Origin of the sequence: Paenibacillus sp. PSB04, assembly GCF_025809195.1 — a bacterium.
Classification (GTDB): Bacteria; Bacillota; Bacilli; order Paenibacillales; family Paenibacillaceae; genus Paenibacillus_AQ; species Paenibacillus_AQ favisporus.
Window position 1 is genome coordinate 4764283 of the sequence record NZ_CP081301.1, and the last position, 25288, is coordinate 4789570.

Consider the following 25288-nt stretch of genomic DNA (forward strand, 5'->3'; position numbering starts at 1 on the left):
GGGAGGCATGAATGATCATGTTTAAGCAACTGCGCAAGTACAACCGAAGCGTGATAGTGACCTGGCTCATTTCCTATATTACCGTGTTAATGGTGCCCATTCTCATCAGTATTGTTCTGTATTTCATTACCTATCAACAGGTCAAGACGGAAACAAACCGTTCGAATGCGTTGTTATTGGAACAGATGGAGATGTCGATTGACAGCAAGCTGAAGGGGCTGGAGCAGCTGAGCCTGGAGATTGCTTTAAACCGGAATATCTCCAGCTTCTCGAGTGTCGATCCCCCGCTCAGCGATGCTCATTATTATGATTTGTTCCAAATTTCCGAAAGCCTGCGCACGTATAAAAATGCGAATGATTACATTGAGCAAATCTATGTCATGTATACAAACAGTGATACGGTGATCTCCACCTACGATCATATGAACCGCCAGGGTTTGTTTCAAAAGCTGCGCCAGCAGGACGATACCTCTTTTGAACAATGGAATAGCTTATTTGAGCGAAAATATGTAAACGGCTATACGCCGATGACGTTTTGGGATGGAGGGACTTCAACGCCGGTTGTTGTGTTTGCAAGATCCCTTGTTTTTAACACACCGGGGCAGCCGCCGGCAATCGTGCTGTTTGTCATGAAGGATTCGAAATTAATCGAAAGCGCCCCGCGGCATCCGGATGCAAGGATGTTCATTCTGGATACGGAGAGCCGGTATATCGCCGCTCGGACAGATCCAGGCCTCCTGCCGCAGCATCTCACCTACGGGGAGCTTCGGGATCAGCAGGGCATCGTGTATAAAGATGTGCAGGAGCAGCAAGCAGCCGTTTCCTATATCACTTCAAGGATAACGGGCTGGAAATACGTTTCCGTATTACCGGCATCCCTCTTTAACGAGAAAATGCAGTATATGCGCAAGCTCATATGGATCAGCATCGGAATGTGCTTCCTGGTCGGAGGCGTAATTTGCGTCCTTTTTCTGCGGAAAAATTATATGCCGATCCAAGTGATGCTCCAAAGTCTTTCGCATAAATTCGGATTGCGTTTTGACGGAGGTTCAAGTGAATATTCCTTCCTACAAGGGGCCATTCAGCATTATTTTACGGAGAAGGAAGATATGCGTGCGCGTTTAGACCAGCACCGTAACACGATTCGGGCCCATCTCATCCGCAGGCTTCTTAAGGGATCCATAGAAAAGGAGGCTCTTCTACACGAATCCCTTGCTGCCCATCATATTGAGTTCTCATCCGACCGCTTTGTGGTCATTCTCATGTCCGTGGACGGTTTCGGGAAATTCGAACAGTACGGCCAGAACGGCCTGTCGGATCAAAAGGAGCAGATGCTGCATTTTATTCTGACAAATGTCCTGGTGGATGCAGCAGCGGATGATGCCGCTATATACACGACGGAAATGAATGATGTTCTTGCATGTATTGTGAATTTTCATAAAAGCGATTCTGAAGAGCGGGAGCGGCTTACTCTGCATCGCATATCCGATCAGGTTCGTGAATTTATGCAGGAACAGATGCAGGTTGAGCTGACGATCGCGGTTGGCGAGGTCTATTCAGACATCTATGGAATCGCACAGTCCTATCATGAGGCACTGGATGCCCTGGAGTATCGGATTGTACTTGGAAGCGGACAGTTCATCCGGTATCGGGATACGCAATTGAATCAGGCGCCGCCGCATCATTATTATTTCCCACTCAGCGTCGAACAGCAGCTCATCTATGTAGTGAAGAGCGGAAATTACGCGAAGGCTGAGGCGCTGATCGAAGATATTTTCCAGAAAAACTTCACGGGACACCCGGTATCCGTTCCACTTGCCAAATGCTTAATGTATAACATGGCCAGCACGATGCTTAATACGGTTGATGAAGTCAGCATTACCGGCAAACGATCGCTGGAGGCGCATCTCTTGGATGTAGAACCGCTCCTTTCATGTGAGCATGTCCCGCAAATGAAGGAACAATTGAAGGTCAAGCTGAGTCAGGTCTGCAGCTGGATTCAAGCCGAGAAGCGGGATCACCACCGCTATTTAATTGAAGATGTACAGCGCTACATAGAGAACCATCTGCACGATCCGAATTTGAATATTTCCATGATCGGAGATGTATTCCGGATGACCCCGTCCTATATCTCGCGTCTTTATAAAGATCATACGGGAGAAGCGCTGCTGGACACGATTAACCGTTCGCGTCTGGCCGAAGCCAAAAACCTCCTGAAGCATAACAAGCTGACCGTCAATGAAGTCGCTGGCCGTGTCGGTTATGCGGATGTCAGCACGTTTGTACGAACCTTTAAAAAGTTTGAAGGCATGACTCCCGGAGCATTCCAAAAGGCGGCGCAATAACGCAGAGGACAGACAAGATCACGGTTTTTTCAAGAATTGCCTATCATTTTATGTTTTGTCTATGTTCACTTTCGCGGATTTGTTGAACAATGGCTTCGGATACTTTGTTTTGAAAGGGTATTCATCATACTATCCTGAATCGGGGGAATGGCAATGGATCGACGTTTGCGGATAGGCAAAATCTTAATAAGGCGTTTTAAAGCGGGTGTCTCTTCTGTCCTGCTCATGAGTTTGATCCTGGCGGGATGCTCAACAGGAAGCACTGAGGAAGGTGAACCGAAAGATCAAGCGGGCGCATCCTCAGATATCGGTTCGACCTATCCGCTGAAGACGAGCGAAGGGTTCACATCATGGGAAGCTTTGAACAATAATGCCGTCACCTTCTATTCCAATCTAGCCGAAACACCGTTTGGAAAGGCGCTTGTGGAGAAAACAGGGGTGAACGTGAAGTATGTCCATCCGAATGATCAGCAGACGAAGGAACAATTTAATCTGATGATCGCTTCTGATGAGCTGCCGGATACGGTCGAATATGACTGGACCGGGCGAAGCGCAGGCTCGTATCCGGGGGGACCGGAGAAGGCGATCAAAGATGGGGTCATTCTGGAACTCAATGATCTCATTGATAAGTATGCGCCAAACCTCAAGAAAAAGCTGGAAGCAGACAAGGAACTCGACAAGATGGTGAAAACGGATAGCGGCAAATATTACGTATTTCCGATGATCCGCAACCCGTCCGGGCTGGTATTCCGGGGACCGATCATTCGAAAAGACTGGCTCGACGACTTGAATTTGCCTGTACCTACCACGATTGCGGAATGGGAAACCACGTTAAAAGCTTTCAAAGATCAGAAAGGGGCGAAAGCTCCGCTTAGCGTCACGTACACGGGAGGAAATTTTGAAATCCGGGATGCTTTTATCGGTGCCTATCATACGTCCAACTCTTTTTATATTGATGACGAGGGCAAGGTGAAGTATGGTCCGGTCGATCCACAGTACAAGGATTTTCTGGCGTTGTTCCGCAAATGGTTTGCCGAAGGCTTGTTCGATAAGGATTTTGCACTTACGGACGGCAAAGCTCTGGATAACAAGATTTTGACCGGCCAGACCGGAGCAACGGTATCGCTGCTGAGCGGCGGCCTTGGAAAGTGGATGGATGCTATGAAGAAACAGGACCCGAAGTTTAAATTGGTGGGTGCCCCTTATCCAACGATTCAGAAAGGTGAGGTTCCGTTTACGGGTCAGCGTGATTTCAAATACAACCCCGGTCCAAGCAAAGCGATTACAACCGCCGCCAAAAATCCGGAATTGGTCGCAAGGTGGCTGGACTATGCATACAGCGATGAAGGTGCCATGCTGTTCAATTTCGGCATTGAAGGCGAGAGCTATTCGATGGACAACGGAACTCCGGTGTATACCGATTTGATCAAAAATAACGAGAAATACAGCCTGCAGCAAATGGTATCCCAATACTCCAAACCGAATGGTCCGTATGAAGCGGATGAGCGCCGCAATTGGAATACGTTCCCTGAACAGGATGAGGCCGTTAAAATATGGTCTCAGACAGACGCGGAAAAGCACACACTGCCCGCTTTCCTCACCCCAACGGACGAGGAGAGCAAGGAGCTCGGCAAAATCTTGACGGACGTAGGCAACTATAAGGAAGAGATGTTCGTGAAGTTCATCGTTGGGAAGGAACCGATGGAGAATTATGATGCTTACGTCGCACAGATTAAGAAGCTCGGGATTGATCGGGCGGTCGAAATCTATCAGAACGCGCTGGATCGGTATAACGAGCGGTAAGTGTTGATCAGCCCGGAGGAGGGCGATAACCGCCCGATTCTTCTGGGCTTTAGATTGATCATGAGGAGTGACAACGGCATGGCGAAACATCCGCCTCAAGAGCAGCATGCGGCTCTATTGACCACTTCCGGAAGCAGGAGCCTGATCCGCTGGGGAATTCTGAAGGATATCCGAAGAAATCCTTGGCTCTATATCATGCTGACACCGGTGCTGCTCTATTTCACTATTTTTCACTATTATCCGATGTACGGCGCCCTGATAGCTTTCAAAGATTTTTCCCCGCGATTAGGAATCATGGGAAGTCCATGGGTAGGCTGGGAACACTTCGAGTCCTTTTTTGAAGGCATTTATTTCTGGCGTGTCATTAAAAATACGCTGTTAATCAGCTTCTATGAGCTGCTTTTTGGATTTCCCGCTCCCCTGATTCTCGCCCTTCTGCTGAATGAAGTGAGAAAGACGGTATTTAAACGGACCGTCCAAACCTTTACCTATATGCCTCATTTTATATCGCTTGTTGTCGTATGCGGCATGATCAAAGAGTTTACGATGAGTGATGGGATCATTAACGACCTGCTGGCGTTGTTGGGCTGGGAGCGGGTTTCTTTACTGCTTGAATCCCAATATTTCCGTACGATCTTTGTCTCATCAGGAATTTGGCAAAATATCGGATGGGGGACCATTATCTATTTGGCGGCGTTAGCCGGTATCGACCAGGAGCAGTATGAAGCGGCAAAAATGGACGGCGCAAGCCGCTGGAAGCAAATGCTCCATGTGACATTGCCGGGAATTATGCCCACCATCATCATCCTGTTCATTCTGGAAATGGGAAGAGTCATGAATGTGGGAGGGGAGAAGATCATTCTCCTATACAATCCGTCCACCTATGAAACCGCGGATGTGATTAGTTCATATGTGTATCGTGTAGGACTGCAGGAGTTCGATTACAGCTTCAGTTCGGCCGTAGGACTGTTCAATTCCGCCATCAACTTTATGCTGGTCATCTGCTCCAACTGGTTGAGCCGGAAGATGAACAATACGGGCTTATGGTAGGAGGAACTTGCTCATGAAACGAAGAATCGGCCGACCATCCCTAGGTGAGAGAGCATTCGATGCCTTTAACTATACTTTATTAACAGTTATCACCATCTTTACGGTTTACCCCCTGGTCTATGTTTTATTCGCTTCTCTAAGCGATCCGACGCTGTACATGCAGCATTCCGGGATATTATGGAGACCGTTAAAATTCAGTTTCCATGCTTACGAGCTGGTGTTTGAAAATCCAATGATTGTTAAGGGCTATGTCAATACCTTCATTATTCTTGCCGGCGGACTTGTCCTCAATATCATCTTAACAGCCTTTGGGGCGTATGCGTTATCGCGCAAGGGACTACGTTATCGTAAGCCGCTCATGCTGTTTATCGTATTTACGATGTTTTTTAATGGAGGCCTGATTCCGCTATATTTCACGGTAAAAGGGCTTGGCCTGACGAACTCGCTGTGGTCTCTGATGATCCCCCAGGCGATTTCGGCCTTTAATCTGATTATTATGAGGACGGCGTTCGAGGCTGTGCCTGACAGCCTGGAGGAATCGGCAAAGATCGATGGGGCGAATGAGTTCGTCATTCTCTTCCGGATCATGATCCCGCTCTGTATGCCGGTGGTGGCCGTGATGCTGCTTTACTATGGGGTCAGCCACTGGAATTCATGGTTTAACGCAATGATCTATCTGCAGGACCGATCCCTATATCCGCTTCAGTTGGTTCTCCGCGAGCTGCTGCTGCTCAATGATGCCAGCTCCATGGCCACCGGAGCCAGCGGTGGAGAGGTTGCCATTATCGGTGAAACGCTCAAGCACGCGACGATTATCGTGGCTACCGTTCCGATTCTGCTGGTCTATCCATTTCTGCAGAAGTATTTTGTCAAAGGGGCCTTGATTGGGGCGATTAAGGGATAAAAAAGTTGAGTAGCCAAGGGAGGTTTACGATGAATAAGCTCGGAAGCGTAAATGACAAGCATGTGGAGACATGGTGGAGGCAGGCTCAGCAAAAAGTGGAGCGTTTGATGCAAAAGGAACCTCTGCTTGCGCCGCATGCGGCAAAATCCGGAGAATACGACGGGTTGACATTGGATAACTGGATATCGGGGTTTTGGCCGGGAATGCTGTGGATTTATTACGATATGACAGGAGATCAAAGGTACCTGGATGCAGCTTGGGACTGGGACATCCGAATGGAGCGGCTGACGCTGGAGGAGAACCGTTTTCATCATGATGTCGGATTTCAATATTTGCCGACCTCGATTCTGAAATATAAGCTAATCGGCGACGCCGATGGCAGAAGGAGGGGATTGGCAGCTGCCAATTTTCTGGCAGGCCGGTTCAACCTGGCTGGCCAGTACCTGCGGGCTTGGAACCGCGATCTCCCGGGATGGGCAATCATCGATTGTCTCATGAATTTGTCCATTCTGTTGTGGGCGGCAGACGAGAGCGGGGATCCGAGATTCAGCCATATAGCCAAAGCGCATGCCGACATGGCCTTACGGTATATGGTCCGGCCAGACGGTTCTACCTGCCATGTGGCCGTGTTTGATCCCGCGAGCGGCGAGCTGCTGGAATATAAAGGCGGGCAGGGCTATGCTCCGGATTCCTGCTGGTCCAGAGGGAATGCTTGGGCATTATACGGCATGGCAAACCTATACCGGTACACGAGGGAACACGAATATCTGCAGGCATCGCAGCGGGTGGCACACCACTTTATCGCTTCATTGCCGGAGGATATGGTTCCGCCTTGGGATTTCCGTGTTCCGAACCAGGAGACCGAGCCTCGGGATACCTCTGCTGCGGCCATTGCCGCTTCAGGTCTGCTGGAGCTTGCGGAATTAACATCTCCCGAAGTGGGGGCTGTATATCATCATGCAGCCACACGTATTATCGCTTCTTTATCTGAACGCTATTCCACTTTCGGCGACGATGAGCACGAAGGGATTCTGCATAGCGCGACAGGGCATAAGCCGGAAGGCGTCAATGTCAATGTATCCTTGATCTACGGGGATTATTATTATGTGGAGGCGCTCGCGAAACTACGGGGCTGGTCTCACCGTGTATTTTAGTGCTTTACACCGTTAATTAAAGAAAGAGGTGGAGCGTATTGAGTACGTTACTGAAAAAAACGATCAGGCAGAGGCTTACGGGCAGAGTAGGGATAGGACTTTTACTGACGTTGTTATTAGGGTCATTAACGTTACAACCTTCACAGGTGAATGGAGCAGCGAATGAAACGGGAGGCAGCCATATGAAACTAGCAGTGAGCGGTGTGACGGCCAGCTCATACCAGCCGAACACGAATTATGTACCTGAAAAGGTCGTGGATGGGATCTGGGGAGAAGACGCAGACAGCCAGCAAAGCCGCTGGTCTGCATCCGGGCAAGGGGAATGGCTTCAGTTTGACCTGGGACAGCCGCAAAAGGTAACTTATGCGAACATCGCTTTTTTAAACGCACGGGAACGGCTTTCCAGCTTTGAAATCACTGCATCGGATACGCCTGATTTCGAGACGGGGACCGTCGTTCTTGGCAGGCAGTCCAGCCGTCAGCTCCAGCCGGAGGAGAGCATCCTGCAGACCTATGTGTTTGATCAGCCGGTGAAGGCGAGATACCTCCGTCTTACGGGATATGGAAACAGTGCCAGCGGAAGCTCGGGAAATTGGAACAGCATTATGGAAGTGGAGCTGTATGCAGGAAACCCGCCAGAGACAGGGGAACCGGCCCCTCCTCCATCTGACGCGGGAAGTGTTAAGGAAGGGGAGGTCAAACCTCCTGAATTCAATCATATTAAGGTCCGGACGGCCAAGGAGCTGCAGTCGGCCCTTGATGAAGCCGTCAGCGGAACATGGATTGAGCTTCAGCATGGCAGCTATGAACAAAATGGCCCGTTCGTCATTAAAGAAAAGCATGGTACCGCAGCGTATCCGATCCGGGTAACGGCAGCGAAATCCGGCAAAGCGGTGATTACAGGGAACAGCTACATGCACATTGAGAATTCCAGCTACATTGAGGTAACGGGACTCCAATTCCGGAATGGCATCGGAGATGAGACGGGAGATCAAACCCTGGTCGAACGCGGATTAGAAAACCGCTCCTTGACGGGTGTCCATCCTGGCGTGCAGCTGCAGAGCTCCAGCCATATCTCCATTGTGGGGAACACCTTCGCGCTCGATGAGACCGGTCAGCCGTACCGGTTCAAGGCAGATAAGCGTTCCGTGTGGTGCCTGGTCAACATCAAGGGGAGCTGCCGCTATGGAGAAAACAGCTATGATCCGAGCGGTGAAGTTTATAGCGGGTCGACACCGTATGAAGATGATAAGCTGCTAACCGACAATGGAACCAACCGACATTATATCCGGGTCGAAGGTACGAGCAGCCATAACCGGATCGCTTATAACGACATCGGTCCCAAGAAGGGATTTGGCGCTGTGGTGATCTATGACGGCGAGGGCCACAGCGGGCAGAGCATTTCGCAATACGATGTGATTGAATACAATCATTTTCACGATATCGGCCCCCGGGTCAGCAACGGCCTGGAAGCGATTCGCCTCGGGTTATCCAGCTTGTCATTATCCTCAGGCTATGTGACAATCCAGCATAATCTATTTGACGGGTTAAACGGCGAAGACGAAATTATTTCGGTAAAAAGCAGCGATAACATTATCCGCTACAATACGGTGCGCAATTCGTATGGCGGGATCGTATCCCGTCACGGGAACCGCAACCGCTTCTATGGCAATTTTATTCTCGGCGATGGAAAAACGGCTGGGCTCAGCGGCTTCCGGATCTATGGCAACGACCATCAAATCTTCAACAATTACATGGAGGGGCTAACGGATAAAATTATCCGCCTTGACGGCGGCACGCATGACGGGGGACCGGAAGGCGGAACGAACCCGACCGTCCGCTGGGGCGGAGAGAATGAACAAACCGCTGTGTTAAACAGCCTTCCGGAAGAGGAAAGAACAGAGCTGCTGCGTGGGCACTGGCGGCAGTATAACGTCCAAATCTACCATAATACGATTGTGAATGTCGGCAACAACACGCCTGTGTTTACCCTCGGTGGAAGAACGTATCAGCCGGTTGGGACGAAGATCTATAACAATCTGATCTTCAGCCATGCGGGCACCATGTTTACTGAGACGGAAGCTATGATGAAAGCACCAGCTCAGGAACGACCCGAATACAAAGGGAACAAGGTAGAAGGCATTGCGCCTATTTCGAACAATTCCGTTGTTGGCGGGGCAATCCGCAAAGAGGATCTGAGGCTGGTCCGCGGTAATGACGGGTTAATCCGGTTGTCGGTATACAGTCCGGCCATCGATGCGGCCATCAGCCCGCTGCTGGCTCTGGACGACATGGACGGCCAGATGAGATACGCGCCGGATGTGGGCGCAGATGAATATAGCATCGGCAAATCCATAACCAATCGGCCGCTCACGACCATTGATGTTGGACCCCGGGCATTAATGAAATAACGCGCTTCCAACGGCAAGTAAATGAAATTCCGTAGCAATACAGAATGCAGTTAGTAAATGAAAAGGCCAACTCGGTTAACGAGTCGGCCTTTATTTTTGTAAATCCTTACCACAGCATGTGGTGACACCTATTTGGACACATACATGCCATCCAGACAAAAATGTAACTTGGCCGCTAATCTGCATTATAATCGTCAACCCAGGGTAATAAGAAATATCTGCGCCGTGTAAGGGAGGAACTAGATATGCATTGGAAAATAAGAGAGGCGAAACCGGAGGACTTTGATGCGATCAACGAGCTCGTTGGTCAATTATACAGCATCCATGCAAAGAACCGGCCGGACATCTACAGACCTTGCGATAAACCGCTCGATTACGATTATTATATTTCAATGTTGAACGATGACAACGTAAAGGTCTTCATCGGGGAAGACGGTGACCGAATAATCGCCTACACCATTATAAATTTCATGGATGCACCGAAGAGGGCTGCTTATGTAGAACGAAGATATATCGAATTAGACCATATCTGTGTGTCAGAAGAATACCGAGGGAACGATATCGGAAGCAAGTTTATCGACTATATTAAAGGGCTCGCAAAATCGCAGCAGTTTAGCAGTATCGAATTGCATGTAGCGGAATTCAATGAAGATGCGATCGGATTTTATGAAGCCAAAGGATTCAAACCGAGAAGCAGGACGCTGGAATTGCCTATCGTATAAATCGCGCGACTAACCAAGTACAAGGTTCGAGTTTAAGCATGACTACTACTTTCAAAGGTTAACGAAGCTACTGGGCAGGATTGTGGATCGCTATGCCGAATACCTCAATAATCAAGTTGATTCAGACAAAAATTTGCATCTTAAATAGGAGAGTCGTATGGGAGATCAGTTGAACTGGGCCGGGAACTATCGCTACAGCTCGTTGGAGCTGCTTGAGCCTAAAAATCTGGAAGAGGTTAAGGATCTGGTAGTTAACCGCAGAAGCATACGCGTGCTTGGGTCGAGGCACTCTTTTAACGGGATTGCCGACACCGGTGGCAGCCATCTCTCGCTTCGAAAGATGGATCGGGTCATCGATCTCGACCGTGAACAGAACATTGTAACTGTCGAGGGTGGCATTCGGTATGGTGATCTGTGCCGCTATTTAAATGATCATGGCTGCGCGTTGCATAATTTAGCGTCGCTTCCGCACATTAGCGTGGCTGGCGCCGTGGCGACAGCTACCCACGGCTCGGGCGTCCATAATGCAAGTCTGGCGTCTTCCGTCCGTGCTATTGAGCTAATCAAATCGGATGGAGAAGTTACGGTGCTTACGCGAGGGGTTGATCCCGAGTTTGATGGGGCTGTCGTCGGGCTTGGCGGACTGGGGGTTGTCACTAAGCTTACACTGGACTTAGTACCTTCGTTTCAGGTAAGTCAGACCGTATATGAACGTCTTCCTTTTTCTGCACTGGAGAGTGACATTGAAGACATTTTATCTGCCGCGTACAGTGTCAGCTTGTTTACGAATTGGGCAGAGCCCATATTCAATCAAGTGTGGGTAAAACGAAAGCTGGGAGCAAACGGGGAAGATGAGGCACCGTCCCATTTCTTCGGGGCTATACCCGCTCCGGAAAAACGGCATATGGTTTCTGGCCAATCTGTCGTAAACTGTAGCGAGCAGTTAGGCGCTCCGGGACCATGGTACGAACGGCTGCCTCATTTCCGCATGGATTTTACCCCCAGCGCAGGCAATGAACTGCAAAGTGAATATTTCATTCCGAGGCGGCATGCGCTCGAAGCGATACATGTGCTAGGCAAATTGAGTGATCGAATTGCGCCTCTGCTCTTCATTTCCGAGATACGAACAATTGCTTCGGATCCTTTCTGGATGAGCCCATGCTACCATCAAGACAGCGTTGGTTTGCATTTTACATGGAAGCCGGAATGGGAGCGGGTGCGCGAGTTACTTCCGCTTATCGAACATGAACTGGAACCCTTTGGAGTACGTCCGCATTGGGCGAAGTTGTTTACGATGGAGCCGGAAAGATTACAAGCCCGGTATGAGCGGTTAGCGGATTTCCGTCAGTTGCTGCTTCGATACGATCCAACCGGGAAGTTTCGGAATTCGTTCCTGGATCATTACATTATGAATTAATGTAAAGTATTAATGACTTATCTAGAAAATGTAATTGACCTCCACTTCTTGCAATAAGGAGTGGAGGTTTTTGAGTTTGTAAGCTACGAAAGAATCAAATTGAAGCTAATAGGTAACTTTCTATTATTTGGATGCGTTTAATAATTATAACTGCTATGAAGTGAAGAGCGAGGAAATGTTTAGGAGTGAACAAATGTGAGGATGTATTTTACAAGCATTAGAATATTGATTGTTGTTGGTTTTATCGTTTTTGGAGTGGGTGGTGTCATGGTATTCCAAAGCACGGATGCTAAAAGTACAATGAATCAAAGCAACACACATTCTCTGAACTATTTTGAAAATGAACATGGGCAAACATACGGTTCTGCTCAAGAGGACAACTCTCCTGATATGCTGCCTGATTTAATCCATGCAGGAAGTGTGAATGGTATTCAAGGGTATTTGCTGAAAAAAGATTACCTCGGTGAACCTGGCGATGTTCCACTGTATGATGTTGATGGGAAAACGGTAATTGGTACTTTTCATGTTGGCGCCAAGAATGTGAACTTTCCTAAAAATAAACACGGACAGACGTACGGTTCTAGCGCAGATGCTGCTTCTCCTGGTATGGAACCTGAATTAATCAGGGCTATTGGTGTAGATGGCACTGAAGGATATGTGCTGAAGAAAGATTTAGATGGTGAGCTACCTAAATCACCCGATGAAGCCATTGCGATACAGAACAGTAGATCACCAGATGGTCGTGATATTCCGCTGTATGACGTTGATGGTGAATCCGTAATTGGTGTGTTTCATGTTGATTGAGTGCAACGTTTATTCCGATAAAATTCAAAAGCTTCCGATAAACACATACATATTAAAGCCGCGTAGCAGCGGCTATTTTTGTTTCACAATATAGGTGTGAAAATCCTATAACGGTCATCCTGAAGAATTTCCTATAACATCGCCAAAAAATTTTATTCTCGTACTGAACCTTTTTCCCCATGAGAGCGAATTAAGGGTTGTAACACGTTCAGGAGGGGCCCCCATGAAAGATATTGAGTTACTATCGTGGCTTGAAAAAGCGAAGTTGGGTGACGAGTCGGCCTTTGAGCTTGTTTATCAGGCGACTCACCAAGACGTCTATCGGACGGTTGCTTTTCTCGTCTACAACAAACAGGATATTGAGGATATCGTGAATGAAGTGTACATGAGCATGTGGCGGACGTTTCAAACCTACGACCCGAACCGGCCGTTCCGGTTTTGGCTGCACGGGATTACTGTCCGTCTAGTCCAAGACTGGAAAAGAAAGACATGGCGGCGAATTCGCCTCTTTGAACGAAACCGCCGGATGACATGTGAACATTTCGACGGGACGGACAAAGCTGTGCTGCAGTTCGAGATGCAGCATGAACTTTTCAGCCTTGTCCGCCAATTATCGTACAAATTACGTGTGGTCGTCATCCTTCGCTATTTTCACGACTACGCTCTGGAAGAAATTGCAGACATTCTACAGATCCCCGTTGGCACAGTGAAATCCAGGCATCACCTGGCAATGAAAGAACTCCGGAAACGGATCGAAATGACGGGAGGAGACGCGTATGTCCATTGAGAAGGAATTGCGTGAAGAGCTTCGCCAGGTGGCGGATTCGATGCAGTGCCCACCCGAATTGTATGGTCGTGTCCGACAGTCCTATCATCAGTATGCAAATGATAAGAGAGGTAGATCTCCCATGAAAAAACGAGTGCTCGCAGGTATTGCCGCAGTAGCCATCCTGATTCCGTCCGCGGTATTTGCTTCTTCCTATCTAGCCGATGATCTATTCGGTTCTGTTTCAACCATTGAACAGCACGGCGGTACACAGGAGGATTATCAAGAGATTGAGGGAATGCTGCAGGCAGCAAAAGGCAAGCTTACGGAAGATGAATTTAAGGAGTATCAGGTGCTGATAAAGCAGCTGATCCAATTAAAGCTGAAGATCACCGATGAAAAAGGGGTCAAACATGAGGAGAAGCTGACCCAAGAAGAACAGCAGAGGTTTGAGCAGCTAGCCTCTAAGCTGGCACCATACTTCGAGAAGATAAACAAAAATGCCAAGCCGTAAAAGGAATGAAGTAGGGACCGATCCAATGTGGATGGGTCCCTTTTTTTAAGTCAGATTGACCGAACGAAAATAGAACCATTCGAGATCATTCGGCGAAATTCCATCCTGTAAAGATATTCATTTTGGTATATATTTCTTCTTCATCAATGGACATGTTGTTCTCAAACCACCAATTTAGGACACCTAAAACGGCTCCGATATAGGCCTCTATTTTAATTTGTATTTCGATGGAATTTACTTCAATGGCGTGCTGTTCGGCTAAGTATTTCTTCATGCCTTTCCCCATATCCCTCCGCAACAAATTCCTTAGGGAATCCCTTTCTTCAAATAGAAGCTGTGAAAATAAGGTTTTATGTTTCGCTGCTATAGAAAACAATTCCCGGAAATTATCCGATGGAGAAAGGGATACTTCGGCAAAGTTCCGAAATTCCTCCTCAGCAATTTGCATCACGGCATGTGAAAGTAAATCAAATTTATCCTGAAAATGCGTATAGAACGTAGTTCGGTGCACCATCGCTAAATCACAAATTTGCTTCACTGTGATTTGTTCGAAGGAGTGTTTTTCCATTAGATCAAACAGAGCATTGTACAGAAGCTTGTGGGTTCTTCGGACTCTGAGGTCGTCCGTTGTTTTGTTAACCATGACAGATTCCTTTCCGTGTATCGTTTTTCGACATATTCGCGATTTTATCGGTTGATGAGGTACATTATACATCATATCATTTAATCTACAAAGGCAGTTTAAATATACATCTGTCTAATATTGATTTTGTAGGAGTGATAAATATGGCCAACTTAAGCACAGATCATCAACTCACTGCACTTGAACAGCAATTACTAAACAACGCAACAGCGTTAGTTCCCTATCTTCAAAAATTCGGAAGGCTTATAGATGAGGAAAGACATATTCCCGAAGAGGTGATTCAAAAAGTTTCGGATGCAGGTTTGTTTAAACTTGGAACACCCAAAGAGCACGGAGGTCATGAGGTTAGTATTCGTGCCATGGTTGAAATTATTTCGGAGGTAGCTAAGGGGAACGGTTCTGTTGGCTGGGTCGTTCAAATCATCAACGGGAACAATTATACCGCTTCATTATCTTTCCCTTCCCAAGTATTAGACTCGCTCTTCAGCCAGGAAGAGGAGGTGCGTTTTTGTTCTGTCTTAGCAGCACGCAAAGCTGTTGTAAAAAAAGTAGACGGCGGTTATTGGGTAGAGGAGGGCTTTTGGGGATTCGGTTCAGGTTCTAAGCATGCAACCCATGCTTTGTTAAATTTGAATGACGTGAAGTCCATGCAGGAAAGCGCAAATTTGGGAATGACGTTGGCTATAGTACCGATGAGTGAAGTTACCATTGTAGATGATTGGTATACGATGAGCTTAAAAGGATCTGCAAGTAACAGTTTGGAATTAAAAAATGTCTTTATTCCAGATCAATATGTCGTCACCCAGAACACAGAACAGATACGTTCTTTGTCTGCCGAATTAAAAGGACGTGACAGATATAGACCTTATGTTCAGCTTATAACAAGCATTACAACAGGGATCAGCGCGATCCTCGGGCTTGCCAGAGGGGCCGTTGAATATTTTGTTGAAAAGGCGCCTCATAAAGGAATTACGATGACCTTCCATACCTCTCAAGCGGCAGTAGGCCATATTCAGTATAAAGTAGGGCTCGCGGCCATGAAGGTTGAATCCGCGCATCTTCATATCAGTCGGGCGATTGATCATATGGAGCGGCATGTACAAAATGCGGAAATATTCAGTCTAAAAGAGCTTGCTCAGCTTCAAACGGATATGACCTATGCAGCGATGTTATGCTGGGAAGCTGTAGACATGCTAATGGCTGAGAGTGGAGGGAGTGTTATTGCCGATTCCAATCGCTTGTCCCAAATCTTCCGCGACATTCGAGGCGGCTCCAATCATGCGTTGACTACTGCATCCACGGGACTTGAGTTATACGGAAGAGTACTGTTGGGCTTACCGCCACAGCATGGTATGACGTTAGCTTACGTATCTTCTCTAAGAACAACTACTGGAGCTGAAGCAAACTCATGAGTAAAATAGCGATCATTTCCGGAAGTCTCAACCATAAATCCCGAGTAAACGGCATGATCAACTATGCCAAGCTGAAATTGGAGCAACAAGGCTGCGAAGTGGCGATCATTGAGGTTTCTTCCCTGCCTCCCGCTGATTTGATGCACGCCAATTTCAATAGCAGACTGATATTAAGTGCACACGCTAAAGTGGAAGAAGCGTCCGGTATCATTATTGCAAGTCCGGTTTATAAAACGACTTATACAGGCGTCCTAAAAGCTTACGTTGATTTATTACCGCAAAACGGCTTTAAAGATAAAATCGTAGCTGCTTTTTTCGTAGGAGGCACCATTTCGAACTTACTTTCGATTGACTATGCGTTAAAACCCCTTTTATCTTCAATGGGAACGAAGTCTTTTGCGGAAAATGTATTTGCGATCGACAGTCAAATCGAACGGATTGAGGATAGCGAACAAAACACTCGTTTCCAATTGGCTGACGAAATCCAGCAACGAATTGATGCTTCAATGCTGGATCTGGTTTACTACACCAAATGTATCTGACGGAGGTTTATCAAACCTACGAGTACAAAGTTACCGCTCATGGTGAAAGCGGGCTATGAGTCATGAATGTCTGCCGTACAGGAGTTTTGTTGATGATGTTGATTGATCTTGAAGGAGCTGTCGTGGACAGCTCCTTTTGATATTTGCATGGGTGTAATCACCTACCGTTTAACTGCCCATAGCGATCTCATTTATTACATTATTATTGTATGATAAGCTAAAAAAACAGATATTTCTTTGAATATTACAAGATAATTGAAATAAACCGTTGACTTTGTCTGGATAATGCCGATATACTCACGATGTATTACAAATATATTGGATGAATGGAGGTGATAGGATATCGGTGGCAGGTGAAGATCGATACGATCATTTTACTATGTAAGCGTTTTAATAAAATCAGTGAGGTGATAAGTTTGATATTAAAACGGAGTATTGCGGTCGTGATGTGTGTGCTGCTCTTGTTTGCCCCTCAGGCGGCATTCGCCTATAAGAACCCGGCATCGCTGCCGGACGAATGGGGGCAATATGGACTTGGCGACCCTTACGTGCTGAAGTTTAACGGTACATATTATTTGTATGTGAGCACAAGAGACACCGATGTCGGGGTCAAAGTGTGGAGCTCTCCTGACCTTGTCAACTGGAGCTATGGAGGACTGGCCACAACCGATCCGGTTACGAAGGGAGCCTACGCTCCTGAAGTCGTTTATTGGAACGGATATTTTTACATGTATACCTCTCCTGCCGGCAATGGTCATTATGTGCTGCGCAGTGAAAGCCCGACGGGTCCGTTTACAGTTCAAACGGGCAATTTGGGACATTCGATTGATGGCAACGTCTTTATTGACGATGATGGCAAGTGGTATTTCTATCATGCGAACGGAGAAGGAATTCTCGCAGCTGAAATGCCTACGCCGACGACGATCGGTAACAGCGTCAATACGGGGGCAAGCATGAACGGTTGGACGGAAGGTTCTACGCTGTTCAAACGCAACGGCAAATACTATATGACGTATACCGGCAACCATGTATTCAGCAAAGGCTATCGAGTCGACTACGCGGTCAGCACAAACCCGCTCAAGGGATTCGTGCGTGATACGGACAACCCGCTTCTGATCAGCACGGAAGGTCCGACCGTCGGTCTCGGCCATAATACGGTCGTCGTTGGCCCGAATCTGGATGCCCGCTATATTATTTACCACAATCTCGAAGGAAAAGGCATTGTCGGACCTCTTCGCCATATGGGGATGGACCGGATCGTGTTCAACGGTGACAAAATGTCCGTGCTCGGACCGACAGCAACCGAACAGCCGGATCCGGAGATGCCGGATTTTGAGGACCGGTTCAAAGGTACGGAACTCAGCACGGCGTGGACGAATGCAGACGGTGTTAACTGGAGCATGGATTCGGGACTTCTGCATCAGCAAGCTGCCGGTACAAGCAGGCTGTTGACTACTGTTGAGGCCGGAAGCAGCTATACGGCAGAATTTAACCTGCAGCTGGCTGAGTCAAGCAAAGCCGAAGGCCAGCGGCTCGGGGCCGTGTTCTCCTACAAGGGAGATAACGATTTCGGTACAGCGCTTTTAGATCCGGTGAGCAATTCGCTGAAGACACAGTTCCGGGTGAACGGCGCCGATCTGGGATGGGAGGAGAGCACGCTTCCGGAAGGATACGATTATACAAAACTGCATAATATCCGGGTTGAGAAAGCAGGGGACGCGTTCAAGATCTACGTCGACGGCATGCTGAAGCAGACGCGCAGCGCCAAGCTAGGCGGCGGCAGTATCGGTTACGTCACGGAAAATGCGAAGGCTAATTTCGGTTATGTTGCTTTCAGCAATGACGTGAACGGAAGCAGCGATTTTGATGCTGCGAAACCGGTTCCGGGGCAAGTCGAAGCCGTTCATTACCTGCCAGGCGGCGAAGGAGTCGGATATCACGACGAGACGCCGGGCACCATCGGCAAATACCGTGGAGATGGCGTGGATACGGACACAGCAGATGACAGCACCTCACATGTCACCGCTTTCGAGAAAGGCGAATGGCTGCAATACCGGCTGAACATCGCGGAGACAGGCAAATACGATATAGATCTCTCTTATGCAGATGCAGCTCTGGGCAGCAAAGTACAGCTCACTTTGGATGGTGGACAACCGCTGGGTGAGTTTGAGCTGGCAGCTGACAGCAACGCTGCTGATGCAGGGTGGCAAACCGCACAGCTGAATGGGGTGGATTTGCCGGCAGGTGAGCATATTTTGAAGGTCACTGCCGCATCGGGGACGACCTCGCTGGACAAGCTGTCGTTCCACCGGCACGCGGAAGTTCCGGTTCTCTATGATAACTTCGATGATGGACAAGACGACGGCTGGCAGCGGTATGAAGGCTTCTGGAGCGTGAAGTCCGACATTGCCGAAGAGGAGCAGGCTTATGACGCCTATCATCCGATCCCGGGTACGATTGGCACAGTCCACTATATCTCTGGTGGAGAGGGTGTAGGTTATCATGAGAATACACTCCAAAACATCGGCGGCGAGTACCGGGGAGATTCGGTCGACATTCGCTCCAATCCGGCCAGCGGCGGTTACAACGTCGGCTGGAACCAGACGGGAGAATGGCTGAAGTTTAACATTGACGTAGCGGAAGCCGGAACCTATAACGCAGAATTCAAAGTGGCTACTACGATGGATGGAGGTCAAATCCGGCTCTGGCTGGACGACACGACGGATCTTACCGGCATCGTAGACATTCCGAAGACCGGTGACTGGAATATCTGGAATGTGGTGCGCAAATCCGGTGTTACTCTGCCGGCAGGCAAGCATACGCTAAAAGCGGAGACGGTCCGCGGAGAATTCGATTTTGCAAGCATAGCGTTAACGAGGAGTGATCAGCCGATACCCGTGCCCGGCGTCGTCGAGGCTGAGCATTACAAGCCCGGCGGTGAAGGCGTTGGCTATCATGACTTGACGCCTGAGAACATTGGGGGCAAATACCGCAGCGATAGCGTCGACATTCGATCCGCTGCAACAGGCGATCAGATCGTAGGCTGGAATCAAACCGGCGAATGGTTGAAGTACAACATCCGTGTCGCGGAAGAGGGATTGTACGATCTCGACTTGTGGGCAGCTACGACGTTTAAGGATGCACAAGTCCGGCTGTGGCTGGATGACACGACCGATTTGACTGGTATACTGAACGTTCCTGCTTCCGGCGACTGGAATAAGTGGAAGTCGGTGACGAAATCCGGTATCCAGCTGCCGGCCGGTGATCATGAACTGAAGGTCGAAATTGTCAAAGGCGAGTTTGACATGACGAGACTATCGCTCACCCAGTTCGATAAGCCGCACGTGCTGCCCGGATTTATTCAGGCTGCTGATTATAAGGCAGGCGGCGAAGGTACGGGCTACCATGATCTGACTCCCGCTAACATCGGCACGGAATACCGGAATGATGCGGTCGACATCCGCCGGAATGCGGGCGGCAGCTACAATGGGGGCTGGAACGCTACCGGCGAATGGCTGGCCTACAACGTAGACGTTGCCAAGGCCGGCGTGTATAACGTCGATTTCGTGACCGCTACATCGATGGATGGGGCGAAAGTCAGGCTGTGGCTCGACGATACAACCGATCTGACCGGTGAAGTCAATATCCCGAATTCCGTCACGTGGGAGAACTGGGCGACAACAACGAAGCAAGGCATTTATCTCCCGGCGGGCGCACATACCTTGAAGGTCGAAACTGTGGTAGGAGAATTCGACTTCCAGGGAATACGAATTCATCAGAATCCGATCGAACCGAAAGCTGCTCATGCTGGTGAATATCAAGCAGCGGTCGGCAGCTTCGGGAAAACCTTGATCGGAGACGCCAATTGGTCGGATTACAGCGTGGAGTCTGATATCAAGCTGATTAGCGATACAGGCGACGGAGGCATTCTGTTCCGGGCGAGCAACCCGGCTCACGGCAAGGAGCTGAACCAGAACAACGCTGATTTCGTGCAGGGATATGTCGCGTACCTGAACAAACAGGGCGTTCATCTCGGCAAGCTGAATTACGGCTGGACTTATTTGACAGGAGAGCCGCTCGAGGTGAAATCAGGCGAATGGAAGCATGTAAAAGTCGTAGCGCAGGGTGCTCGCATTCAAGTATTTGTCGATGATATGAGCAAGCCGGTTATCGATTATACGGACCGCAGCGGCAGACCATTTACACACGGTAAGGTCGGCATGCGGACGTACATGAATGAAACGAGTTACGACAATTTCACGGTTCTCCCCGCTCCCATTAACGCTCCTGCCATCGGCAAGCTGCTGGAGGAGTTTGGCTCAACCGGACAGTTAGACGAGAAGATCCGGAAGCAGCTGGATAAGGAGCTTGAGCATGCCGCCGATGCGGTAAGCAAGAAGAAGCCGGATTGGAAGCAGGGGATCAAGCATCTGGAGAATTTGCTGAAGCAGCTGAATAAAGAGCAGAAGCAGAATGGCGTTTCTGATCAAGCAAAAACAACGCTCAATCGGAGCGTACAAGCACTTATTGAAATGTGGAGCGCTAATTTGGGCAAGTAGCAGGCCAAGCAATGATCTAATACCGACGTCCCCGTACCGAAAGAGCTTCGGTGCGGGGACGTTTTGCGTTATTTTATCGTGTGCCGAAAAAGACAAGAATACGTATGCCTAGCCGAAATTAAAAGGATTATCAATGGCGTGGTTGGCGCATAAATGTTACTACAAAATCAGGTGAAGGATGTTAACGGGTAGGATTGGTGAGGGGAAATATTGAAATCAAAGCCCATTATTAAAGTCCACATGTTTGCAGGCTTTTTTGTTTTCGCTTTAGGTGTTCACCCTGATATTTACGGAACATGCTGTTAAGAATAAAATGGAATCATGCACGATTCTGGCCATTGCTACGTTCAACAAACTCAAACGTTCATTTCAAAACAGAAAGACAGGGGATTCAATTGCAGATCAAGGTTGTCACTTTCAATATTCATCATGGGAAAGGGGCGGATGGAAAAATAAACCTGAACAGAATTGCCGAAGCTATAGAAGAAAGTGAGCCTGACCTTATCGCTCTAAATGAAGTCGACAGGTATTTTTCCAAAAGAAGCCATTACTTGGATCAAGTATCATGGTTAGCCGGACGATTAAAGATGAATGCGGCTTTTGGGGCAGCGATCACCATCAAGAAAAAGAAGGGTAACATGATCAGACAGTATGGAAATGTCCTTTTGTCTCGTTATCCCATTGTATCGGAGAAAAATCATCCTATGAAATCTGGTATGATCGAAGGCCGATCTTTATTGGAAGCAGATGTACTCATAAATGATAAGCCACTCAAAATGTATGTCACCCATCTCAGTTTGAATCCACGCAGACGTAATAAACAAATTGAATTTATTGCGAGCAAAATTAAGGAGGATCGTTCACCTGTTGTCATTGCGGGGGATTGGAATATGAAACGGGGAGGTAAGGCATGGAGCACCATAGCGGGAATTGTTCAGGATTGTTATATGGCGGCCAAAACGCCTAGCAATACGTTTCCGTCGTTACGTCCCGTTTTGCAGCTTGATTACATTTTCACCACCCGGAATATAGAGATTACTTCCGTTGAAGTCATTAACAAGATTCCGGCTGCCTCAGACCATCTACCGTTAATGGCAACATTGAGCCTGCATTGATGCTGTATCCTTAACCGCGGCCGAACTTTTTAATAAACAGTTTACTTCCAAAGGAACGGAATCTTGACCTCAGTGAACGGATATGCTAAGTTGTGTTCATATTCATGAGATCTTGAGGGGAGGGATAAAGCGATGTCCGAATTAGAGGTTGTAGATGTTCAAGTGAACCTGTCACATCCGCGTTTTGGCATGGTTCACCGAATAAACAATCAGTTACCGGAGCTTTATCCCCCATGTATACATCTGCCAAGCGATTTTTGAATGAATGTCGCTCGGTTTATTTATTGTATGGTCGGGTTCGTATAAGCGCCGAGAAGCACTGGTTGAACTGGTGTTCTTTCGGCGTTTTTTGTTGGCTTCCGGTAACAGGCGGGAACGGTTTATTTTCTGCCTACACTTAACTGGAGGTTGATTTGATGTCACAGATTTATGTTTCAAACCTGACGTTTGCCTATGAGGGCAGTTATGACAACATTTTTGAGAACGTCCATTTTCAGATCGATACCGATTGGAAATTAGGGTTTACGGGCAGGAATGGAAGAGGGAAAACGACATTTCTCCGTCTGATGCAGGGGCAGCTCGAATACAGCGGGACCATATCCGCGAACGTCGAATTCGATTATTTCCCGTTCGAGGTACAACATAAGGAATACCTTACTATAGACGTAATCAGCGAGGTTTATCCAGACTTTCTTCAATGGAAACTGATTCGAGAGCTGAACTGGCTGAAGGTATCGGAGGATGTGCTGTACCGCCCGTTTAATACGTTGTCGAACGGAGAGCAGACGAAGGTGCTGCTGGCAGCCTTATTCATCAAGGACAACCATTTCTTACTTATTGACGAGCCGACAAATCATCTCGACTCGCATGCGAGAAAGCTGGTCGCCGATTATCTCAACCGAAAGAGCGGGTTTATTTTGGTTTCCCACGACCGGGCCTTTCTGGATCGGTGCGTCGATCATATTTTGTCCATCAACAAAACCAATATCGAGATCCAGAAGGGCAATTTCTCGACCTGGTGGGAGAACAAGCAGAGGCAGGACCAGTTCGAGCTGGCTCAGAACGAAAAGCTGAAACGGGACGTTCAACGCTTATCAGATTCTGCCAAGCGGACGAGCGGCTGGTCGCATGAAGTAGAAAGTACCAAAAACGGCACGAGAAATTCCGGCTCCAAAGTGGACAAGGGGTATATCGGTCATAAAGCAGCCAAAATGATGAAACGCTCAAAAGCAATTCAGCAGCGGCAACTCTCTGCCATTGAGGAGAAAAGTAAGCTTCTCAAAAATATCGAGAACACGGAGAGTCTCCAAATTTCCCCGCTTCCATTTTACAAAGAGCGCCTTGCCGAGCTGGATCATATCTCGGTTTCATACGGGGCGAACCCGGTATGCGAAGACGTGACCTTTGAGATTCAACAAGGGGAGCGGATTGCGCTATCCGGTGCAAACGGTTCAGGCAAGTCCAGTATTTTGAAGCTGGTCTGCGGCGAGAATATCCCATACAACGGAGGCTTCCATAAGGACGCCCAGCTAAAAATATCATACGTAGCCCAGGATACGTCCCATCTTCGGGGCGATTTGTCCGAATATGCGAAAAGCTGCGGGATTGATGAAAGCCTGTTTAAGTCGATATTGCGGAAGCTTGATTTCTCGAGACTGCAATTTGAAAAGGACATCTCAACCTACAGCGGCGGGCAAAAGAAGAAGGTATTGATCGCTAGAAGTCTCAGCGAAAGAGCCCATTTGTATATTTGGGACGAGCCGCTTAATTTCGTTGATGTCATCTCCCGCATCCAAATTGAAGAACTGCTGCTCGAATACACACCGACGCTTCTGTTTGTTGAGCATGACAGCGAATTTGTGAGCAACATTGCCACCAAGGTCGTTGAACTATCCGGGTGATGGATGGATTTATACCGACCCGCCTTGAGAGGAGTTGGCTGGGGATGTAAGGAGACAAGAACAGAACATATTCTCTTCATAGCCGCGTAACTGCGGCTTTTTTTGTTAGCCGTAATGGATATGCTTATCTACTTGCCCTTATAAAATGATCTTAATTCAGCTAACAGGCAGGATCGCTTAATCGATTCGCGAATATGAAAATATAGGTTGTACTCGATCCTGTACATATCGATTCGAGAGAGGAGTAGATGTCTTATGAAGTACGCAAAACTCGGCAGAACAGACATGGAAGTGTCACGCATTACGTACGGCGCAATGGAACTGGGAGGGGGCAATGCCTTCTCAGGCGGATTGACTCGTTGGGAGCTGAAGCCCGAAGAGGACAACATCCGGCTTCTCCGTCAAGCTTTTGAGCACGGGGTCAATTCATTCGATACCGCTGAGCTCTATGGGGCCGGACGTTCAGAGTTTATTGTAGGAAAAGCCTTGGCCAATGTAAGAAAACAGTGCGTAATCGCAACGAAGATAAGCGCTCATCATCTTCGGCCCAAAGATATCCGTACGGCCCTGTGGCAAAGCATGTTCCGGCTGAACACGGACTATATCGACTTGTATTACATCCATACGCCCAGTAACGACATCCCAATCGAGGAAACTATGGGAGAGCTGAGCAAGTTGAAAGAAGAAGGCGTAATTCGTGCAATCGGTGTCTCCAATTTCTCTCTGGCTCAACTGAGAGAAGCGATGCAATATGGACGGGTTGACGCGATCCAGCCGGAGTATCATATGCTCCAGCGCAGCATTGAAGACGAATTGCTTGACTATTGTTTGCAAAACGACATCAGCATCATGAGCTACAACTCCCTCGCTAAGGGGATTTTGACCGGAATTTTCCACAAAGGCAAAGAAGTTACGGATTTTCGCAAGGAGAGGCCTTTATTCCAATCAGAAAACCTGCGGAAGACGGAGGACCTCATCCGTCTCTTAGGGGAAATCGCAGCAGCCAAAGGTGCCACTCTCTCGCAAATCGCAATTAGCTGGCTGCTAGGCCGGAATGGCCTGACCTCGGCCATCGTGGGCACACAGAACGAGAAGCATTTCTTTGAGAACCTGCATTCCACTGACATAGAATTGACCGAAGAGGAAGCGACCAAGCTGGACGACTTAAGTAAACAGACACTAAAAAATCTCGACTAAACATCTAACCATTTGTTCAACGTAGGCAT

At 48.2% G+C, this 25288-nt stretch carries 18 protein-coding genes; 17 read left to right on the forward strand and 1 reads right to left on the reverse strand.

The window, feature by feature from the left end:
• The first annotated feature begins 17 nt into the window (after positions 1-17).
• The 11 genes from K2F33_RS22100 (at position 18) to K2F33_RS22150 (ending at position 13890) form a co-directional block, all read left to right on the forward strand.
• Positions 18-2345, forward strand: coding sequence for a helix-turn-helix domain-containing protein (locus tag K2F33_RS22100; RefSeq protein ID WP_263878607.1), 2328 nt, complete (start codon positions 18-20; stop codon positions 2343-2345).
• Between the two features lie 153 nt (positions 2346-2498).
• On the forward strand, positions 2499-4148 hold the full coding sequence (locus K2F33_RS22105; RefSeq protein ID WP_263878608.1) for a type 2 periplasmic-binding domain-containing protein: 1650 nt from the start codon (positions 2499-2501) through the stop codon (positions 4146-4148).
• 78 nt (positions 4149-4226) lie between these two features.
• Entirely contained in the window at positions 4227-5198 is a 972-nt protein-coding gene (locus tag K2F33_RS22110; protein WP_145132987.1) for an ABC transporter permease, read from the forward strand.
• A 13-nt stretch (positions 5199-5211) separates the two neighbouring features.
• On the forward strand, positions 5212-6102 hold the full coding sequence (locus tag K2F33_RS22115; protein ID WP_263878609.1) for a carbohydrate ABC transporter permease: 891 nt from the start codon (positions 5212-5214) through the stop codon (positions 6100-6102).
• A gap of 29 nt (positions 6103-6131) precedes the next feature.
• Positions 6132-7256 carry a glycoside hydrolase family 88 protein gene (locus K2F33_RS22120; protein WP_263878610.1) on the forward strand — a complete coding sequence of 375 codons (1125 nt, stop codon included), beginning with the start codon at positions 6132-6134 and terminating at the stop codon, positions 7254-7256.
• A gap of 182 nt (positions 7257-7438) precedes the next feature.
• Positions 7439-9667: a chondroitinase-B domain-containing protein gene (locus K2F33_RS22125; RefSeq protein WP_263878611.1), complete on the forward strand. Its 2229-nt coding sequence runs from the start codon at positions 7439-7441 to the stop codon at positions 9665-9667.
• A 245-nt stretch (positions 9668-9912) separates the two neighbouring features.
• Positions 9913-10389 carry a GNAT family N-acetyltransferase gene (locus tag K2F33_RS22130; protein ID WP_263878613.1) on the forward strand — a complete coding sequence of 159 codons (477 nt, stop codon included), beginning with the start codon at positions 9913-9915 and terminating at the stop codon, positions 10387-10389.
• Between the two features lie 157 nt (positions 10390-10546).
• Positions 10547-11806, forward strand: a complete 1260-nt coding sequence (locus tag K2F33_RS22135; protein WP_263878614.1) for an FAD-binding protein — start codon at positions 10547-10549, stop codon at positions 11804-11806.
• 195 nt (positions 11807-12001) lie between these two features.
• Positions 12002-12610: a hypothetical protein gene (locus tag K2F33_RS22140; RefSeq protein WP_263878615.1), complete on the forward strand. Its 609-nt coding sequence runs from the start codon at positions 12002-12004 to the stop codon at positions 12608-12610.
• A 223-nt stretch (positions 12611-12833) separates the two neighbouring features.
• Positions 12834-13397: a sigma-70 family RNA polymerase sigma factor gene (locus tag K2F33_RS22145; protein ID WP_263878616.1), complete on the forward strand. Its 564-nt coding sequence runs from the start codon at positions 12834-12836 to the stop codon at positions 13395-13397.
• Positions 13387-13890, forward strand: coding sequence for a DUF3600 domain-containing protein (locus K2F33_RS22150; protein WP_263878617.1), 504 nt, complete (start codon positions 13387-13389; stop codon positions 13888-13890). The genes K2F33_RS22145 and K2F33_RS22150 overlap by 11 nt, the downstream gene beginning before the upstream one ends.
• An 85-nt stretch (positions 13891-13975) precedes the next feature.
• Here the strand turns inward: K2F33_RS22150 and K2F33_RS22155 are convergent, their stop codons facing one another.
• Entirely contained in the window at positions 13976-14533 is a 558-nt protein-coding gene (locus K2F33_RS22155; RefSeq protein WP_076164951.1) for a TetR/AcrR family transcriptional regulator, read from the reverse strand.
• 143 nt (positions 14534-14676) lie between these two features.
• Here K2F33_RS22155 and K2F33_RS22160 point away from each other — a divergent pair, with 143 nt between their 5' ends.
• The 6 genes from K2F33_RS22160 to K2F33_RS22185 all read left to right on the forward strand — a co-directional run bounded on the left by K2F33_RS22160 (position 14677) and on the right by K2F33_RS22185 (position 25259).
• Positions 14677-15945, forward strand: a complete 1269-nt coding sequence (locus tag K2F33_RS22160; protein WP_263878618.1) for an acyl-CoA dehydrogenase family protein — start codon at positions 14677-14679, stop codon at positions 15943-15945.
• A complete protein-coding gene (ssuE, locus tag K2F33_RS22165) occupies positions 15942-16487 on the forward strand; it encodes an NADPH-dependent FMN reductase (protein ID WP_263878619.1) in 546 nt (181 codons plus the stop codon). The genes K2F33_RS22160 and ssuE overlap by 4 nt, the downstream gene beginning before the upstream one ends.
• Before the next feature lie 407 nt (positions 16488-16894).
• A complete protein-coding gene (locus K2F33_RS22170; protein WP_263882419.1) occupies positions 16895-21046 on the forward strand; it encodes a carbohydrate-binding protein in 4152 nt (1383 codons plus the stop codon).
• Positions 21047-21441: 395 nt separating this feature from the next.
• The gene (locus K2F33_RS22175) at positions 21442-22161 is read left to right on the forward strand and encodes an endonuclease/exonuclease/phosphatase family protein (RefSeq protein WP_263878620.1); all 720 of its coding nucleotides are present in this window, start codon (positions 21442-21444) and stop codon (positions 22159-22161) included.
• Positions 22162-22577: 416 nt separating this feature from the next.
• The gene (locus tag K2F33_RS22180; protein ID WP_263878621.1) at positions 22578-24062 is read left to right on the forward strand and encodes an Lsa family ABC-F type ribosomal protection protein; all 1485 of its coding nucleotides are present in this window, start codon (positions 22578-22580) and stop codon (positions 24060-24062) included.
• 255 nt (positions 24063-24317) lie between these two features.
• Positions 24318-25259, forward strand: a complete 942-nt coding sequence (locus K2F33_RS22185) for an aldo/keto reductase (protein WP_076164963.1) — start codon at positions 24318-24320, stop codon at positions 25257-25259.
• Positions 25260-25288 lie beyond the last annotated feature (29 nt).